We start from the raw sequence: 17,597 nt of genomic DNA, 5'->3' as shown, positions 1-17,597 counted from the left end.
TTCCGGACGGCGTCGGAACACGGTCCCCCAAGCTGCAAGACATGGAGCAAAGCGCAATGGAAAGCCTCTCGTACAACCCGAACCTGGTGCCCTGGGAGCGTCCGGCGCCGAACAACGTCGCAGGCAAGGGCCATATCGAGCAACCCGGCAAGGTCGCCAACATCGTCTGGCAGACCCGTGCTGCCGTCGCGACCGCCTACGAGAACGCGCTGGGCGACGCGCTGGAAGCCGCCTTCGAAGGCGGTGCGCAGAACCCGCAGGACATCGTGCGCGCATTCAACGCCGCCGGCTTCCTGGGCGTCGATGGCCAGCCCTGGACCGAAGAGCGCTTCCTCTCCGAAATGCGCCGCCTGGGCGCCTGAACCGCGCCATCACCGCGTCTGAACCGCGCCCGAATCGCACGCATAGCGAGAACAACATGGAATCGAACAAGCAAGCCCGCGCCGAAGCCCGCCTGAACACCGGCCTGCGCAACTACTGGTACCCGGTCGCCGCCTCGTGGGCGGTGTCCCACGCCCCGATCGGCATCACCCGCCTGAGCCAGAACATCGTGCTGTGGCGCGACGGCGCTGGCCAGGTCCACGCGCTGGAAGACCGCTGCCCGCACCGCGGCGCGCGCCTGTCGATGGGCTGGAACCTGGGCGACCGCGTCGCCTGCTGGTACCACGGCGTGGAAGTGGGCGGCGACGGCCAGGTCAAGAGCGTGCCGGCGGTGGAAAGCTGTCCGCTGGAAGGCCGCACCTGCGTGCGCAGCTACCCGGTGCAGGAAAAGGCCGGCGCGATCTTCCTGTGGTTCGGCGACCAGGCGCCGCAAGGCGAAGGCAGCCCCGACGAACTGCGCCTGCCGGAAGAGCTGATCAGCGAAGAACACAGCAACTTCCTGTGCGTGGCGCACTGGGACTGCAATTACCGCTACGCCATCGACAACGTGATGGACCCGATGCACGGCGCCTACCTGCACGCGGTATCGCACTCGATGGCTGCGGGCGAAAAGTCGGCAGTGATGCAGATCCGCGAGACCGAGCACGGCCTGGTGTTCGAGAAGACCGGCCAGCGCGGCGTCAACTTCGACTGGGTCGAGTTTGGCGAGACCGGCACGCTGTGGCTGCGCCTGGCGATCCCGTACCGCGCCAAGGTCGGCCCCGGCGGCCCGTTCGGCATCGTCGGCATGGCCACCCCGGTGGATGAAGACCACTGCATGGTGTTCTTCTGGCGCACCCGCCACGTGCAGGGCTGGGAGCGCGACGTGTGGCGCTTCCTGTATCGCAACCGCCTGGAGCAACTGCACTGGGACGTGCTGGAGCAGGACCGCGTGGTGCTGGAAATGATGGCGCCCAACGCGCGCGACCACGAGATGCTGTACCAGCACGATGCCGGCATCACGCGCGTGCGCCGCCTGCTGAAGCGCCGCGCCGAGCAGGAAGTCGCCGACGAGCCGGTGGCCATGCTGAAGCCGGCGCAAAGCTCGGGAGCCGCCAGCCATGCCTGAGGCCATCAAGAACGACACGCTGCTGGCCGGCCGCAAGGTGCTGGTCACCGGCGCCGCGCGCGGCCTGGGCCTGGCCTTCGTCAAGTCGCTGGCCGAAGCCGGCGCCAGCGTGGCGATGGCCGACATCCTGGCCGAGCGCCTGCAGCAGGAAGCTGACACGCTGCGGGCCGCCGGACTGAACGTGGTGCCGGTCACGCTAGACCTGTCGGACCCCGCGTCGGTACAGGCCTGTGCCGACGCGGCGGTGAAGGCCCTGGGCGGCCTCGACGGCCTGGTCAACAACGCCGCCGTGACCGATTCGGGCGGCCGCGACGCCAGCGCCATCGACATCGCCACCTGGGACCGCGTGATGAACGTCAACGTGCGCGGCACCTGGCTGATGACCGCCGCCTGCCTGCCGGCGCTGCGCGCCAGCGGCCGTGGCGCGGTGGTGAACCTGGCCTCGGATACGCCGCTGTGGGGCGCGCCCAACCTGCTCGCCTACGTGGCCAGCAAGAGCGCCATCATCGGCATGACCCGTTCGCTGGCCCGCGAGCTGGGCCGCGACCAGATCACCGTCAACGCGGTGGCCCCGGGCCTGACGCTGGTGGAAGCCACCGAATACGTGCCCCAGCATCGCCATGACCTCTACCGCGAGCAGCGCGCGATCTCGCGCGAGCAGTTGCCCGATGACGTCTGCGGCGCGGTGCTGTTCGCACTGTCCGACCTCGCCCGTTTCGTGACCGGCCAGACGCTGGCGGTCAACGGCGGCTTTGTCATGCACTGATCCATCCGATCCACTGAAAGCCACATCAAGCAGAAGGAATCCAAATGAGCGATCTTTCCCAACAGCAAAACATCAAGCGTTCCTGGGACCAGCCGGACGGCGCCTCGTTCGACCAGTGGATGGAAAGCCGCGTGGCGCGCTTCTCCACGCGCAAGTACGACTGGGACGCGCTGAAGTTCCAGGCCGACTACGACCCCAAGTACCGCCGCGCGCAGATGCGCTACCTGGGTACCGGCGGCACCGGCGTGGCCGCGGACACCAACACCGTGCCCTCGGAGCACTTCACCTTCTCGACGATGATCATCCCGGCCGGCCATGAAGGCCCGTCGCATATCCACACCGACGTGGAAGAGGTGTTCTTCATCCTGCGCGGCAAGATCAAGCTGATCCTGGAAAAGGACGGCGAGCGCTTCGAGACCATCCTGACCGACCGCGACCTGGTTTCGGTGCCGCCGGGCGTGTATCGCGAGGAAATCAACATCGGCGAGGAAGACGCGCTGATGTGCGTAATGCTCGGCGCCAGGAAGCCGATCACGCCGACGTACCCGCCCGAGCACCCGCTGACGAAGATCAAGCGCTGATGCGCCATCGGCCCGTCCGCACGCACTGACCATGAACACCAACGCCATCCCGACCACGCCGGCCGCCAACGAGACCCCGGACAAGTACATCGTCCCGGGCCTGGAGCGAGGGCTGCGCTTGCTCGGCGAATTCAGCAGCAAGGACCGCACCATGTCGGCCGCGGAACTGGCGCGCCGCCTGAAGGTGCCGCGCTCCACCGTGTTCCGCCTGCTGGCCACGCTGGAAATGCTGGGCTTTGTCGAGCGTGCCGATGGTGGCCGCGATTTCCGGCTGGGCATGGCGGTGCTGCGGCTCGGGTTCGAGTACCTGGCGTCGCTGGAGCTGACCGAGCTGGGCCGCCCGCTGCTGGAGCGGCTGCGCGACGAGATCGGCTATCCGACCAACCTGGTGGTGCGCGACGGGCGTTCGATCGTGTATGTGGCCAAGGCGGTGTCGCCGCGACCCTTCGCCAGTTCGGTCAACGTCGGCACGCGTTTGCCGGCGCATGCCACCGTGCTGGGCCGGGTGCTGCTGGAAGACCTGTCGCTGGCGGAACTGCGCGCGCTGTATCCGGAGGCGCAGCTGGAAGTGTTCTCCGACAGCACGCCGCGCACGGTCGATGCGCTCTTTGCCATCGTGCAGCGCGATCGCGAGCGCGGCTACGTGCTGCAGGAAGGCTTCTTCGAATCGAGCATCTCGACCATCGCCGCGCCGGTGCGCGACCGCACCGGCAAGGTGGTGGCGGCGCTGGGCGCCACCATCCCCGCCGCGCATATCGATCCGGAACAGCTGGACGCGATGGTGGAGAAGGTGAGGAACAACGCGGGCGAGCTGTCGCGCCTGCTCGACTACCGGCCGTCGCTGCACAGCGCCGGCAAGGTGGTGAATCTGTATCGGGAGTGAGGACAATGTCCATGATTGAACTCGGCGGCAAGGTTGCCGTCGTTACCGGCGGGTCCTCCGGCATCGGGCTGGCGACCGTCGAGCTGCTGCTCGAAGCGGGCGCCGCCGTCGCCATGTGCGGCCGCGACGAAGCCCGCCTGCGCAGCGCCGAAGCGCAGCTGCGCGAGAAATTCCCCGGATGCCGGCTTTATGTCGCCACCTGCGACGTGCTCAAGCCGGAACAGGTCGCTGCCTTCGCCGCCGCCGTGCAGGCCACGCTGGGCAACGTCGACATGCTGGTCAACAACGCCGGCCAGGGCCGCGTGTCCACCTTCGCCAATACCGAAGACGCGGCCTGGATGGACGAACTGCAGCTCAAGTTCTTCTCGGTGATCCACCCGACGCGCGCTTTCCTGCCGCAGCTGGAGAAGTCGGGCCAGGGCGCCATCGTCTGCGTCAACTCACTGCTGGCGCAGCAGCCCGAGCCGCACATGGTGGCGACTTCGGCCGCGCGCGCCGGCGTGCTCAACCTGGTGCGCTCGATGGCCACCGAATTCGCGCCCAGGGGTGTCCGCGTCAACGGCATCCTGATCGGGCTGGTCGAGTCGGGCCAGTGGCGCCGCCGCTTCGAGGCGCGCCCAGAAGAAGACCGCCACCTGGACTGGGCCGCGTGGACCGCGCGCCTGGCCCAGCAGAAACATATTCCCCTTGGACGCCTGGGCCTGCCTGTCGAGGCAGCCCGCGCCATCCTGTTCCTTGCCTCGCCGTTGTCTTCGTACACCACGGGCAGCCATATCGATATCTCCGGAGGACACTCCCGTCATGCCTAATCAACACCAGTACGAACCACAGCAGGTTACCGTCGGCTGCGCCATCACGGCGTTTCTCGAGCAGTGCGGGGTCAAGGCCGCGTTCGGCGTGATCTCGATCCACAACATGCCGATCCTCGACGCCATGGGCGAGCGCGGCAAGATCCGCTTCGTGCCGGCACGCGGCGAAGCGGGCGGCACCAACATGGCCGACGCCTATGCCCGCACCACCGGCGGCCTGGGCGTGTGCCTGACCAGCACCGGCACCGCCGCGGGCAACGCCGCCGGCGCCATGGTCGAAGCGCTGACCGCCGGCACGCCGATGCTCCACATCACCGGCCAGATCGAGACGCCTTACCTGGATCAGAGCCTGGCCTACATCCACGAAGCGCCGGACCAGCTCACCATGCTCAAGGCCGTGTCGAAGGCCGCCTTCCGCATCCGCAGCGCCGATACCGCGCTCAGCACCATCAAGCTGGCGGTGCAGACCGCGCTGACGGCGCCGACCGGCCCGGTCAGCGTGGAGATCCCCATCGACATCCAGGCCGCGCTGATCGACCTGCCGGTGGACCTGCAGCCGTTGCCGGTGCCGCAGCACGTGCCGTCGGCGCACGCGCTGGACGCGCTGGCCGAGCGCCTGGTCAACGCCCGGCGCCCGCTGCTGTGGCTGGGCGGCGGTGCGCGCCACGCCAGCAAGCAGGTGCAGCGCCTGCTCGACCTGGGCTTCGGCGTGGTCACCAGCACGCAAGGCCGCGGCATCGTGGCGGAAGACGATCCGCGCTCGCTGGGCGCCTACAACCTGCACAAGCCGGTCGAGGCCTTCTACCAGACCTGCGACGCGATGCTGGTGGTGGGTTCGCGCCTGCGCGGCAACGAAACGCTGAAGTACGAACTGAAGCTGCCGCGCCCGCTGCTGCGTATCGACGCCGATCCCGCCGCCGAAGGCCGCTGCTACCTGAGCGACTACTTTGTCAGCGGCGACGCTGCGCTGGCGCTGGACGCGCTGGCGGACCGCCTGGAAGGGCGCCTGAAGGTCGACCCGGCCTTCGCCGCCGACCTGCGCCGCGCGCACGATGTCGCCGTCAACGGCCTGGTCGACGGCCTCGGCCCGTACTCGGCGCTGGTGCAGGCACTGCAAGGCGCGGTGGGCCGCAACTTCAACTGGGTGCGCGATGTGACCGTGTCGAACAGCACCTGGGGCAACCGCGAACTGCGCATCTTCGACTCGCGCGCCGGCGTGCATGCGCTGGGCGGCGGCATCGGCCAGGGCCTGGCGATGGGCATCGGCGCCGCGATCGGCGCGGCAGCCACTGCGTCGGGCAAGAAGACCTTCACGCTGGCCGGCGACGGTGGCTTCATCCTGAACCTGGGTGAACTGGCCACCGCGGTGCAGGAACGTGCCGACATGGTCATCGTGCTGATGAACGACAAGGGCTACGGCGTGATCAAGAACATCCAGGACGCGCAGTACGGCGGCCGCCGCCACTATGTGGACCTGCATACGCCCGACTACGCCGCGCTGGCCAAGTCGCTGTCGCTGCGCCACACCCGCGTCAGCAGTCTGGCCGATGTCGGCGCCGCGCTGGAGCAGGCCACGGTCGAGCCCGGCCCGTTCCTGCTGGAAATCGACATGCTGTCGATCGGCAGCTTCAAGACCGTGTTTGCCGGCCCGCCGGTGAACAAGGAAACCCCGGCTTCGGAACAGGCCACCGTCAGCGCCTGAGGGAGACCAGAAATGCTGCATGTGTCCATGATTGGGTGCGGTGCGATCGGCCGTGGCGTGCTTGAGCTGCTCAAGAGCGATCCCGACGTCGCCTTCGACGTGGTGATCGTGCCCGAGAGCGCGATGGACGAGGCCCGCGGCGCGCTCTCCGCGCTGGCGCCGAGCGCCCGCGTGGCCACGCACCTCGACGACCAGCGCCCCGACCTGCTGGTCGAGTGCGCCGGCCACCATGCGCTGGAAGAGCACATCGTGCCGGCGCTGGAACGCGGCATCCCGTGCATGGTGGTGTCGGTGGGCGCGCTGTCCGAGCCCGGCATGGCCGAGCGTCTGGAAGCGGCGGCGCGCCGCGGCGGCACGCAGGTGCAGCTGCTGTCCGGCGCGATCGGCGCGATCGACGCGCTGGCCGCGGCCCGCGTCGGCGGACTGGACGAAGTCATCTACACCGGCCGCAAGCCGGCGCGTGCGTGGGCTGGCACCCCGGCCGAGAAGCTGTTCGACCTGGATGCGCTGACCGAGGCGACGGTGATCTTCGAAGGCACCGCGCGCGATGCCGCGCGCCTGTACCCGAAGAACGCCAACGTCGCCGCTACGGTGTCGCTGGCCGGCCTCGGGCTGGACCGCACCGCGGTGAAGCTGCTGGCCGATCCGCATGCGGTGGAAAACGTGCATCACGTGGAAGCGCGTGGCGCGTTCGGCGGGTTTGAGCTGACGATGCGCGGCAAGCCGCTGGCGGCGAATCCGAAGACGTCGGCGCTGACGGTGTTCAGTGTGGTGCGGGCGCTGGGGAACCGGGCGCACGCGGTATCGATTTGAAAGGCGCCAATCCATGCTGCCGGTTTGCTCCCCTCTCCCGCGAGCGGGAGAGGGGCCGGGGGTGAGGGCCGGTGTGTGCCAAGGACGAGGCGCTGCACTCCGTGAGAAGCGCCAGCCCTCACCCCCACCCCTCTCCCGCAAGCGGGAGAGGGGAGTTACGCAGCAGCATTTGACAACGCCGTCGCAGCAAGAGACCGCAGCAGGGCCCAGGCAACGACAGACATAGCAGGCAACGACATGAACCCACAAGAAGTACTCCCCATCTGCATCGCCGGCGAATGGCGCCTCGGCACCGGCGACCGCTACGGCACGCGCTACCCGGCCACCGGCGAAGTCGTCGCCGAACTGAACGCCGCGAGCCTGGCTGACGTGGAAGAGGCAGTGCAGGGCGCCCACCACGCCTTTCTCACCAGCGGCTGGGCTCAGCGCAAACCGCACGAGCGCGCCGCCGTGCTGTACCGCGTGGCCCAACTGATCCGCGCGCAAGCCGAACCGCTGGCCCAGCGCCAGCGCCTGGACAACGGCAAGCCCATCAGCGAGACGCGCGCGCTGGTGGCCAGCGCTGCCGGCACCTTCCAGTTCTTTGCCGCCGCTTGCGAAACGCTGGAAGAAACCATCACGCCGCAGCGCGGCGACTGCCTGACCATGAGCGTCTACGAGCCGATGGGCGTGGTCGCGGCGATCACGCCGTGGAACTCGCCGATCGCCAGCGAGGCGCAGAAGATGGCACCCGCGCTGGCCGCCGGCAACGCCGTGGTGGTCAAGCCCGCCGAAGTCACGCCGCTGATGGCGCTGGAACTGGCGCGCATCTGCGAAGAAGCCGGCGTGCCCAAGGGCCTGATCAGCGTGCTGCCCGGCAAGGGCTCGGTGATCGGTGACGCCATCACGAAGCATCCGCTGGTGCGCCGCGTGTCGTTCACCGGCGGCACCACCACCGGCAAGCACATCGCGCATATCGCCGCCGACAAGATGATGCCGGTGTCGCTGGAGCTGGGCGGCAAGTCGCCGACCATGGTGTTCGACGACGCCGACCTCGACCACGCGGTCAACGGCGTGCTGTACGGCATCTTCAGCTCGTCGGGCGAGTCGTGCATCGCCGGCTCGCGCCTGTTCGTCGCGCGTTCGCAGTACGAGGCCTTTATCGACCGCCTCGCCGCCGGTGCCGCGCACCTGCGCGTTGGCGATCCCGCCGACGAACGCACCCAGATGGGTCCGCTGATCACCGATCGCCACCGCGACAGCATCGAATCCTACGTCGCGACCGGCGTGCATGAAGGCGGGCAACTGCGCACCGGCGGCGTGCGCCCCGATGTGGCCGGTTTGCCCAACGGCTACTTCTACACGCCCACCATCATCGAGGGCCTGGACAACAACGCCCGCATCTGCCAGGAAGAGATCTTCGGCCCGGTGCTGGTGGCGATCCCGTTCGACGACGAGGACGACCTGATCGAGCAGGCCAACGACAGCGTCTACGCGCTGGCTGCCGGCATCTGGACGCGCGACTACAAGCGCGCGTGGCGCGTGGCACGTGCAGTGCAGGCGGGCAACGTGTGGATCAACACCTACAAGCAGTTCTCGATCGCGACGCCGTTCGGCGGCTGGCGCGACAGCGGCCTGGGCCGCGAGAAGGGACGGCTGGGCATCCTGCAGTACATGGAGCAGAAGAGCGTGTACTGGGGCCTGAACGAACAACCGCTGCCGTGGGCCAACCACTGAACCCGGCAGGCTGGAGAGAAGCAATGATCAAGGTATTGGGAATCGACGAGATCGTCTACGGCGCGGATGACTTTGACGCCTGCCGTGGCTTTTTCTCGGACTGGGGCCTGGCCATCAAGCGCGACGACGCGCAAGGCCTGGACTTCGAAACGCTGAACGGCTGCCGCGTGCTGGTGCGCCGCATCGGCGATCCTTCGCTGCCGCCCGCGATCGAGGCTGGCCCGACGCTGCGCGAAGTGGTGTGGGGTGTCGAATCGCAGGCATCGCTCGATCACCTGGCCGACGCGATCGCCGATGCGCCGGGCTTCATCAGGCAAGGCGAAGGCGGCACGCTGCGCATTGGCTGCACCGATCCGAACGGCCTGGCCGTGCGTTTCCAGGTCACGCGCAAGCATGACGTGCAGGTCGAATGCGCGCTGATGAATACGTGGAACGACAAGCCGCGCCTGAACCAGCGCAGCCCGATCTACGACCACGCCACGCCGATCGAAGTCGGCCACGTGGTGTTCTTCGTGAAGGACGTCAAGGCCACCGAGCGGTTCTATGTGGAGAAGTTCGGCTTCGTGCCGTCTGATCGCTACCCGGACCGCGGCGCGTTCCTGCGCTGCACGGCGGACGGCGGCCACCACGACCTGTTCCTGCTGCAGCTGCCGGAACCGAAGAGCGGCCTGAACCATGTCGCCTTCACCGTGCGCGATATCCATGAAGTGTTCGGCGGCGGCATGCACGTCTCGCGCAAGGGCTGGGACACGCAGCTTGGCCCGGGCCGGCATCCGATTTCTTCGGCTTACTTCTGGTACTTCAAGAACCCCGCCGGCGGCCTGATCGAGTACTACGCCGATGAAGACCAGCTCGACGAACACTGGGAGCCGCGCGCCTTCGAGCCGGGCCCGACCATGTTCGCCGAATGGGCGATCGAGGGCGGCATCGACGGCAATACGCGCCGCCAGAAGAACGCGGGCGGCCCGGCAGGCAAGTTCCTGACCGAGAAGCGGTAAGCAGAGAAGCGCAACAGAAGGAAGCAGCAATGAGTGCCCACCAGTCCCTGACCCTGCGCGTCCAGGCCATGCGCTACGAAGCGCGCGGCGTGGTCAGCATCGAACTGCAAGATCCCGAAGGGAAGACCCTGCCCGAGTACAGCCCGGGCGCCCATATCGACCTGCACCTGGGCAACGGCCTGGTGCGCAGCTACTCGCTGTGCGGCGCGCCGGAAGCGCGCAACCGCTACACCGTGGGCGTGCTGCTGGACCGCGGCAGTCGCGGCGGCTCGCGCTACGTGCACGAGCAGCTGCGCGTGGGTGCCACGCTGACGGTGGGCGCGCCGCGCAACAACTTCGAGCTGGACGAGAGCGCCGCGCACACCGTGCTGGTGGCCGGCGGCATCGGCGTCACGCCGATCGTCTGCATGGCGCGCCGGCTGGCGGAGCTGGGGAAGTCGTTCACGCTGGTCTACTGCGCGCGTTCGCGCGCCGAGGCGGCGTTCGTCGAAACGCTGTCGGCCTACGGCGACGCGGTGCGCTTCCATTTCGACGACGAAGCGGGCGCGCCGCCGGACCTGAAGGCCATGCTGGGCGGTCAGGACGTGCAGACGCACTTCTACTGCTGCGGCCCCGGCCCGATGCTGAATGCGTTCGAGGCCGCGTGCGAGGCGCATGCCTACCCCAACGTCCATATCGAGCGCTTTGCCGCCGACCCGTCGACCGAGGCGGTGCAGGAAGGCGAATACGTGGTGCAGCTGTCGCGCACCGGCTCTCTGGTCAAGGTACCGTCGGGCAAGTCGCTGCTCGATGCGCTGCTCGATTCCGGCGTGGAAGTCGAGTACAGCTGCCGCGAAGGCGTGTGCGGCTCGTGCGAGACCTCCGTGCTGGAAGGCTGCCCCGACCACCGCGACAGCGTGCTGAGCAACAGCGAGCGCGCCAGCAACAAGACCATGATGGTGTGCGTGTCGGGGTGCAAGGGCAGCAAGCTGGTGCTGGATTTGTAATCCTGCCGCACACTCACTGAACACCGACGGTGTTCCCCTCTCCCCTCATGGGGAGAGGGCAGGGTGAGGGGTGGTTTGGCAAGGCACCACGCCGTTAGAGCCGCCGCCCCTCACCCCCGGCCCCTCTCCCGCAAGCGGGAGAGGGGAGCAAACCTCCCGCAAGCGGGCCGTCCCCAGAATCAACCGAGAAGTACCGTGTTCACCCAGAGACAAGACGCAGCGTCCCCCGGCGCACCGGTGGCCGCCACCGCAGGTATCGTGACCACGGCCGACAGTGCCGGCCAGAGCGCCGCGGCCACCGCCCGCGGCGGCGCGGTCACGCGCGGCAACATCGTCGCCCGCATCGAACGGATGCCGGGCAACGCCATGCATATCCGCGCCCGGCTGCTGATCGGCCTGGCCACCTTCTTCGACGGCTTCGACGTCATCGCTATTGCCGCCACGCTGCCGCTGCTGATCGCGCAGTGGTCGCTGACGCCGGTGCAGATCGGCGTCCTGATCGCGGCGCCGTCGGTCGGCCAGCTGGTCGGGGCGCTGCTGTTCCCGGGGCTGGCCGAGCGCTTCGGGCGGTTGCGCTCGATCGGCTGGAGCGCGGGCATCATCGGCCTGATGAGCATTGCCTGCGGCCTGGCGCCGTCGTTCGAGATCTTCTTGTTCCTGCGCATCGTGCAGGGCCTGGGCCTCGGCGGCGAACTGCCGGTCGCCGCCACCTATATCAACGAAGTCACGCGCGCGCACGGTCGCGGGCGCTTCGTGCTGCTGTACGAGGTGGTGTTCCCGATCGGCCTGATGGTGTCCAACGGCGTCGGTGCCTGGCTGGTGCCGCACTACGGCTGGGAGGTGATGTACTTCATCGGCGGCGTGCCGCTGGTGCTGTTCTTCATCCTGAAGCGCGTGATTCCCGAATCGCCGCGCTGGCTGGCCGAGAAGGGCCGCCTGGAAGAAGCCGACGCCGCGCTGCGCGCCTTCGAGGCGCGCGCCAGGGGCCCGCTGCCGCCGCCGCAGAACGCCAGCGCCTACGACCGCATGACCCAGCACCCGCGCCGCCGCGTGCGCGACCTCGTCAGCAAGGCCTATCTGGGCCGCACCATCGCGGTGTGGATGCTGTGGGCGACCTGCGGCTTTATCCAGTACGGCCTGTCGACGTGGCTGCCCACGGTCTACAAGACCGTCTACCACGCGCCGCTGCAACTGGCGCTGAACCTGGCCGCGGGCGCTTCGGTGCTGGGCGTGGTCGGCTCGCTGGTGTGCGCGATGATCGTCGACAAGGTCGGCCGCAAGCCGGTGATCAACGTGTCGTTCCTGCTGTGCGCGCTGTCGCTGGTGCTGGCCGGCGTGTTCCACGCGTCGTCGGTGTACGTGGTGGCGACCTTCTGCGCGCTGGCGATGGGCTTCCTGGCCAGCGGCTTCATCACCGCGTACGTCTATACGCCCGAGCTGTACCCGACCAGCGTGCGCGCCATGGGCTGCGGGCTCGGTGGCGCCTGGCTGAAGCTGGCCGCGATCTTCGCGCCGACGCTGATCGCCGGCACCATCGGCAACGGCACGCTCAATGTGGCGTTCTTCGCGCTGGCCGTGGTCCCCGCACTGGCGGCGCTCACCGTTCACTTCTTCGGCATCGAGACCAAGGGCCAGGTGCTGGAGGAACTGGAGGTCTGAACGGGCGCGTGCTCGTCCCGTTCATTTTGAAGGCCGCGCCCGGATCCGGGGCGGCCTTTTTTCTTTGCTTCAGCTCATGCGCGTGCCGGTGACGGCTACGACCTTCGCCCAGCGGGCGATCTCGCCCTGAAGGAACTGCCTGAACTGCGCGGCGTCATTGCCCACTGGCACCAGGCCCTCGCCGCTCAGCCGCTTGCGCATCGCCGGCGATGCCACCGCGGCCCGCACCGCTTTCTCCAGGTGCGCCACCACGTCGGCCGGCATGCCGGCGGGGCCGAGCAGCCCGTACCACGAGCTGTAGTCGAATCCGGCAACCACGTCGGCGATCGGCGCTACATCCGGAAACGCGGCCAGCCGCTTCGGGCTGCTCACACCCAGTCCCCTGACCTTGCCGGCCAGCAACAGCGGCTGCACCGTGGCGACGTTGCCCAGCAGCAGGTCCGCCTGGCCGGCAACCACGTCGGCCACGGCCGGTGCCGCGCCCTTGTAAGGCACGCTGACAAGATCGATACCGGCCTCATGCTTGAGCATTTCGCCGGCCAGGTGGTTGGCGCTGCCGATGCCGGCCACGGCAAGGCTGAGCTTGCCGGGCCGGGACTTGGCCAGCGCGATCAGTTCGCGCACGTTGTTCGCGCCCAGGTCCGGCCGCGACACCAGCAGCAGCGGCGAGCTGGCGATCAGCGACACTGGCGTGAAGTCCTTGAGCGGATCGAACGGCTTCTTCTCGAACAGCGCGGGATTGATCGCGTGGCTGGTGTAGCTGAGCAGCAGCGTGCTGCCATCGGGATCGGCCTTGGCCACGGCGGTCGCGGCGATATTGCCAGCCGCACCGCCGCGGTTCTCGACGATGAAGGATTGCCTGAGGCGTTGCTCCAGTTCGGCGGCCAGCGCGCGGGCCACCAGGTCGGTGCCGCCGCCCGGCGTCGCGCCGACCAGCACCCTGGTGACCGCAGGCGCGGCACGCAGGCCGGCCGGCAGCAACGTGCCGGCTGCCAGCAGCGCGAGGAATTCGCGTCGTTGCATGGTTTGTCTCCGTTTCTCTCGTTATGGTCCTGGCGATGGGGGGATCGCCGGCGGCGGCGCTTATGCGGCAGCCGTCTCGGACTGGCTGGCCGTATGTCCGGCCAGGATGCGGGTCATGTCTTCCTGTCGCACCAGCGGACGCCAGGGTTCGAACAGCATGCCGAGAGCGGCCGCCTGGCGTTCCTCGTAGTCGAGAAAGGCCTGCGTGATGGCGCTGCCGCGCACGCCGCCGCGCACCGCACCCGCGCGCACGTCGCCGAAGTACTCCTTCCAGTCGTCGGGCAACGGCTGCGAGCCTGGCACGGCCAGCCACAGGCGGAACAGGTGGCGCTTGCGGTCCGGATCTTCGTAGTCTTCGAACGGCGTGCGCGAATGCAGCGTGACGTAGTTGTTCAGCAGCTGCATGTCGCCTTGTTCCAGTTCCATGGTGAAGCACAGCTGGTCGCTCGGCATCAGTTCGTCGAGCAGGTCCAGCGCTTCGATCTGCGCCGGGGTCAGGCGCGGCACCTCGGCAAAGTCGCGCTGCGCGGCATCGGTGTTCTTGCGGTTGGCGCGCGCGGAGAAGTACTCCGGATGGCTGCCGAAGATCGGGCAGCGGTAGAACGGCGGCTGCACAGGATCCTGCGTACCCTGGTAGCTGTGGAAGAAGGGCGTCTTGAGCACCGGGATCAGGTCCGGGCGCCGGCGCTGCACTTCATCATGCAGCGCGAGCGAGCTGATCACCTTGCTGCTGCCGCCAGCCTTGGCGGTGCGGCGGCACAGCAGCCCGACCACGTCGCATGAGTCCTGGTGGAAGTCCAGCCCGGCGTTGGTGTTGTAGCCGCGGCCACCCTTGACCTTGTATTCGCCGCCTTCGTTGCGCACATCGTTCATGAACTGGCTGGCGCGGTTCTGCGTGCGGCCCACGCCCATGTACAGGCTCATGCCCCAGTAGGCCAGCCGCGATTCTTCCTCGGTCCACACGTCCACCGGAAAGCCCTTGACCAGGCACATGCCCCAGCCGCCCTGCGTAATGGCGATGGCGCGATCGAGCACGCCGCGCGCCGCCGCGTTCAGCGGGAAGTCGGCCTGGACCATGTCGAGCAGCGGCTTGTCCAGCGTCCTGGCGTGATTGAGTGCATCGCGCATGCCCTGGATCTCGGTCTCGTTCATGGGCAGGACCCACGAGCGGTCCTCGCGGGCTTGCCGGGCGGTCCAGGGCAGGGGGCGTCGGGATGCGGCGATGGCTGGCATGCTGGGGTCTCCTCCGTGTTGTGCGTGACATGGCGAGCCAGTCTAGCGAGGTGCCCTATCATTAGAAAAGCGAACTTATTTGAGTTACTTCATAAGGGTTTTTGATGAAGATCGAGACCTTCCATACGCTTGAAGGCGTGCTGGAAACCGGCACGTTCGCCGGCGCGGCGCGCCAGGCCAACATCACGCCCAGCGCCGTCAGCATGCAGATGAAGCAGCTCGAGCAATACCTGGGCAAGCCGCTGTTCGACCGCTCCGGGCTGCAGGCGCGGCCGAACCAGCTTGCGCATGAGGTGGCGGACACCATGCGCCAGGCGCTGCAGAACCTGGAGGCGTTGCGGGCCGGGAGCGGCCTGACGGTAGAGGGGGTGGTGCGGCTCGGGGTGATCGAGTCGCTGCAGCCGATTGTGTTGCCCGGCATCGTTCGCCATGTGCGCGAACGGCATCCCCGGCTCGAGCTGCGCCTGGTGCGCGGGCGCAGCAGCACGCTCACCGCATCGGTCAAGGCCGGGGATATCGATGCCGCGCTGGTGGCGCAGCCTGCAACGGGAGGTTCGGCACGGCTGCGCTGGGCGCCGATGTTGCGGCGCGAACTGGTGTTGATCGCGCCGCCTGGCGCGACCGAGACAAACGTGGCCTCGCTGTTCCGCCTGTACGACTGGATTCGCTACGACCGCAATACCGTGTCAGGCGCCATGGCGGCGCAATACGTGCATGCGCACGTGTCCGAAATCCGCGGCACGCTGGAATTCGACAGTGCGCCGGCCATCGTGGCGATGGTCAGCGGGGGGCTGGGGGTGTCGATCCTGCAGGGCCCCGATCCGACACTGGTGCAGAACTACCCCGTGCGCCTGGTGCGGCTGGGCCGCGGAGCGCCGGTGCTGACCATGTCAATGGTGACGCGCAAGGGCGATGACGATAACCGCTCGGTGGCGGCGGTGCGAGAGGCGATGCGGCTGACGCTGGCGGCCTACCAGCGCCAGCAGGTGGCCGGGCGGCACTGAGGCGGGCCGGTCTCCTTTTCCGTTTCTTTCCGTTCTTTTCCGCTCAGGCCTGCGCGCGCAGCAGCTTGCGCAGCCCCTGATAAACCGCCTCACGTTCTGCCGGCGACAGCATCCGGATGACTTCCGCCTGGCCCTTGCGTGCCAGCGGCATCACCTGGTCGTGCAGCGTCGCTCCGGCTTCGGTGATAGCGCAGATCAGCTTCTTGCGCGGGGTGTTGCCGGCCGAAGTCAGCCGGACCAGCCCGCGGTCTTCCAGCAGCCGCAGCGTGCGGCTGACCAGCGCCTTGTCCGACGTCGATTGCGTGACCAGCTCGGAGAAGGGCAGTTCTTTCGCATGCGCCAGCAGTGCCAGGATGCGCCACTCCGGCACGGTCAGGCCGAATTGCTCGGCGTAGGGCTTGGTGACCGTGCTGCGCAGCGCGGTCACCAGCTGGCTCAGCATGGTGGTCAGGAAATTGTCGACGGTCAGGCCACTGCCGGCCTCGTCGAGGTCGGTCCAGGGGCTGGCGGTCAGGTCTGGCGCGGGCTGGCCCTGGGCGGGCGCGGCGTCACGGGGCATGCGGTCCTCTTGTCTGGTGTGCCGGCCGGACTGGGTCCGTGCCGGTGGGCGGGCCAGATTGTCTCACAGCCGGTAGCGTGTCCGGCGCTAATGTCTCGTCATTGCCACCAGGAAAAATCACTAATAAGGTAACAAAAGTCAATTGGTAATTTCAGTAAGTTGAGTTGTCAATATCGGCCGCATACAGTAGGTGTGTTCCTGATGCGAACACGCGTTTTACCAATAAAACAACCGCCAGCGTTGTAACGCCAAGCCAACCCTGTTTTTCGCGGTGTGCACAACAGCCCACTCCAACGCCGCGAATGCACCCCACAGGAGCTGTTGATGAGACATGATCGCCCCCGCCGCCTCTTCCTTGCCGCCACTGCCATGGCCGCGCTCGCGCTTGTCGCGGGCAGCGCGGTGGCCGCGGCCTATCCGGCAAAGACCGTGACCATGGTCGTGGCCTATCCGCCCGGCGGCGATACCGACGCCATGGCGCGGCTGTATGCCGACAAGCTGTCCGCGCGCCTCAAGCAGCCGGTGATCGTCGAGAACCGCCCCGGCGCCGGCGGGGTGGTCGGCGCCAGCTTTGTCAGTCGCGCGCCGGCCGACGGCTACACGCTGCTCTACACGCCGAACCCGTTCACGCTTGCGCCGATGGTGCTCAAACTGGCGCCCGCCGCCAGCTACGACCCGCTGCACGGATTCACGCCGGTGATCCAGACCGCGGTGCAGGCGGTGCTGCTGGTGGCCAACCCGGCCGCGGGCGTCAAGACCGTGCCGGAGATGATCGCGGCGGCCAGGGCGGGCAAGACCTTTACCTACGGCAGCCCGGGTGCCGGGTCGCCGATGCATATCGCCGGCGAAATGCTGAACCGCGCCGCCGGCGTGAAGATCCAGCACGTGCCGTACAAGGGCGTGGCACCCGCGGTCAACGACGTGGTGGCGGGGCATGTGAACTTCGCCTACGTCACGCTGGGGCCGGTGGCGCAGTACATCAACACCGGCCGGCTGATCCCGCTGGCGATCACGGACGCGAAGCGCTCGCCGCTGCTGCCCAACGTGCCGACGCTGGCCGAGCTTGGCTACAAGGACGTGGTGGTCGGCGCCTGGCACGGCGTGATGGCGCCCAGGGGCACGCCGCCCGAAGTGGTCAAGGTGCTGAACCAGCAGCTCAATGAAGTCATCCGCCTGCCGGACGTGGCCGAGAAGATGGCCACCTTCGGCGCCAGCCCGGTGGGCGGGGCGCCGGCGGCGCTCGACAAGGTCAACGCGGGCGACTACGAGCGCCTGGGCAAGGTGATCCGCGACCTCGGCATCACCGCTGAATGAGGGCGGCCAGCGCATCGCATTCATGCAACACGCTATTTGCAACACGACACGCAGGAGGCCGG

At 68.0% G+C, this 17,597-nt stretch carries 17 protein-coding genes; 14 read left to right on the top strand and 3 right to left on the bottom strand.

Annotated features, from left to right (window positions below; translation table 11 throughout):
* Positions 1-56: 56 nt before the first annotated feature.
* The 12 genes from VSR71_RS23725 to VSR71_RS23670 all read left to right on the top strand — a co-directional run bounded on the left by VSR71_RS23725 (position 57) and on the right by VSR71_RS23670 (position 12,402).
* Positions 57-362 (top strand): recombinase-like helix-turn-helix domain-containing protein, encoded by a 306-nt coding sequence (locus VSR71_RS23725; protein ID WP_428979454.1) that lies wholly within the window; start codon positions 57-59, stop codon positions 360-362.
* 56 nt (positions 363-418) lie between these two features.
* Positions 419-1,489 (top strand): aromatic ring-hydroxylating dioxygenase subunit alpha, encoded by a 1,071-nt coding sequence (locus VSR71_RS23720; protein WP_342916244.1) that lies wholly within the window; start codon positions 419-421, stop codon positions 1,487-1,489.
* Positions 1,482-2,255: an SDR family oxidoreductase gene (locus VSR71_RS23715; RefSeq protein WP_342916243.1), complete on the top strand. Its 774-nt coding sequence runs from the start codon at positions 1,482-1,484 to the stop codon at positions 2,253-2,255. Before VSR71_RS23720 ends, VSR71_RS23715 begins: the two co-directional genes overlap by 8 nt.
* A gap of 44 nt (positions 2,256-2,299) precedes the next feature.
* Positions 2,300-2,836 (top strand): cupin domain-containing protein, encoded by a 537-nt coding sequence (locus tag VSR71_RS23710; RefSeq protein ID WP_342916242.1) that lies wholly within the window; start codon positions 2,300-2,302, stop codon positions 2,834-2,836.
* 31 nt (positions 2,837-2,867) lie between these two features.
* A complete protein-coding gene (locus VSR71_RS23705) occupies positions 2,868-3,719 on the top strand; it encodes an IclR family transcriptional regulator (protein WP_342916241.1) in 852 nt (283 codons plus the stop codon).
* A 5-nt stretch (positions 3,720-3,724) separates the two neighbouring features.
* Positions 3,725-4,528, top strand: a complete 804-nt coding sequence (locus VSR71_RS23700; protein WP_342916240.1) for an SDR family oxidoreductase — start codon at positions 3,725-3,727, stop codon at positions 4,526-4,528.
* Entirely contained in the window at positions 4,521-6,230 is a 1,710-nt protein-coding gene (locus VSR71_RS23695; protein WP_342916239.1) for a thiamine pyrophosphate-binding protein, read from the top strand. The genes VSR71_RS23700 and VSR71_RS23695 overlap by 8 nt, the downstream gene beginning before the upstream one ends.
* Positions 6,231-6,242: 12 nt before the next feature.
* Positions 6,243-7,043: an aspartate dehydrogenase gene (locus VSR71_RS23690; RefSeq protein ID WP_135703655.1), complete on the top strand. Its 801-nt coding sequence runs from the start codon at positions 6,243-6,245 to the stop codon at positions 7,041-7,043.
* A gap of 237 nt (positions 7,044-7,280) precedes the next feature.
* Entirely contained in the window at positions 7,281-8,759 is a 1,479-nt protein-coding gene (locus tag VSR71_RS23685) for an aldehyde dehydrogenase (protein WP_342916238.1), read from the top strand.
* A 23-nt stretch (positions 8,760-8,782) separates the two neighbouring features.
* Positions 8,783-9,757: a VOC family protein gene (locus VSR71_RS23680; protein WP_342916237.1), complete on the top strand. Its 975-nt coding sequence runs from the start codon at positions 8,783-8,785 to the stop codon at positions 9,755-9,757.
* A 29-nt stretch (positions 9,758-9,786) separates the two neighbouring features.
* On the top strand, positions 9,787-10,743 hold the full coding sequence (locus VSR71_RS23675; protein ID WP_342916236.1) for a PDR/VanB family oxidoreductase: 957 nt from the start codon (positions 9,787-9,789) through the stop codon (positions 10,741-10,743).
* A 237-nt stretch (positions 10,744-10,980) separates the two neighbouring features.
* Entirely contained in the window at positions 10,981-12,402 is a 1,422-nt protein-coding gene (locus tag VSR71_RS23670; RefSeq protein ID WP_428979456.1) for an MFS transporter, read from the top strand.
* 69 nt (positions 12,403-12,471) lie between these two features.
* Here the strand turns inward: VSR71_RS23670 and VSR71_RS23665 are convergent, their stop codons facing one another.
* The gene (locus VSR71_RS23665) at positions 12,472-13,425 is read right to left on the bottom strand and encodes a tripartite tricarboxylate transporter substrate binding protein (protein ID WP_342916235.1); all 954 of its coding nucleotides are present in this window, start codon (positions 13,423-13,425) and stop codon (positions 12,472-12,474) included.
* Positions 13,426-13,485: 60 nt separating this feature from the next.
* Positions 13,486-14,658: a TauD/TfdA family dioxygenase gene (locus tag VSR71_RS23660; protein ID WP_342916234.1), complete on the bottom strand. Its 1,173-nt coding sequence runs from the start codon at positions 14,656-14,658 to the stop codon at positions 13,486-13,488.
* Between the two features lie 104 nt (positions 14,659-14,762).
* Between VSR71_RS23660 and VSR71_RS23655 the strand changes: the two genes are divergently transcribed.
* The gene (locus VSR71_RS23655; protein ID WP_342916233.1) at positions 14,763-15,662 is read left to right on the top strand and encodes a LysR family transcriptional regulator; all 900 of its coding nucleotides are present in this window, start codon (positions 14,763-14,765) and stop codon (positions 15,660-15,662) included.
* 43 nt (positions 15,663-15,705) lie between these two features.
* Here the strand turns inward: VSR71_RS23655 and VSR71_RS23650 are convergent, their stop codons facing one another.
* Complete coding sequence (locus VSR71_RS23650; RefSeq protein WP_342916232.1) at positions 15,706-16,221, bottom strand: MarR family winged helix-turn-helix transcriptional regulator; 516 nt, start codon at positions 16,219-16,221, stop codon at positions 15,706-15,708.
* Between the two features lie 369 nt (positions 16,222-16,590).
* On the opposite strand from VSR71_RS23650, the gene VSR71_RS23645 reads away from it, so the two are divergent.
* A complete protein-coding gene (locus VSR71_RS23645; RefSeq protein ID WP_342916325.1) occupies positions 16,591-17,535 on the top strand; it encodes a tripartite tricarboxylate transporter substrate binding protein in 945 nt (314 codons plus the stop codon).
* The last annotated feature ends 62 nt before the right edge of the window (positions 17,536-17,597 follow it).

The organism is Cupriavidus oxalaticus, from assembly GCF_038900635.1.
Taxonomy (GTDB): Bacteria; Pseudomonadota; Gammaproteobacteria; order Burkholderiales; family Burkholderiaceae; genus Cupriavidus; species Cupriavidus oxalaticus_B.
This window is presented reverse-complemented; position numbering and strand designations above follow the sequence as displayed.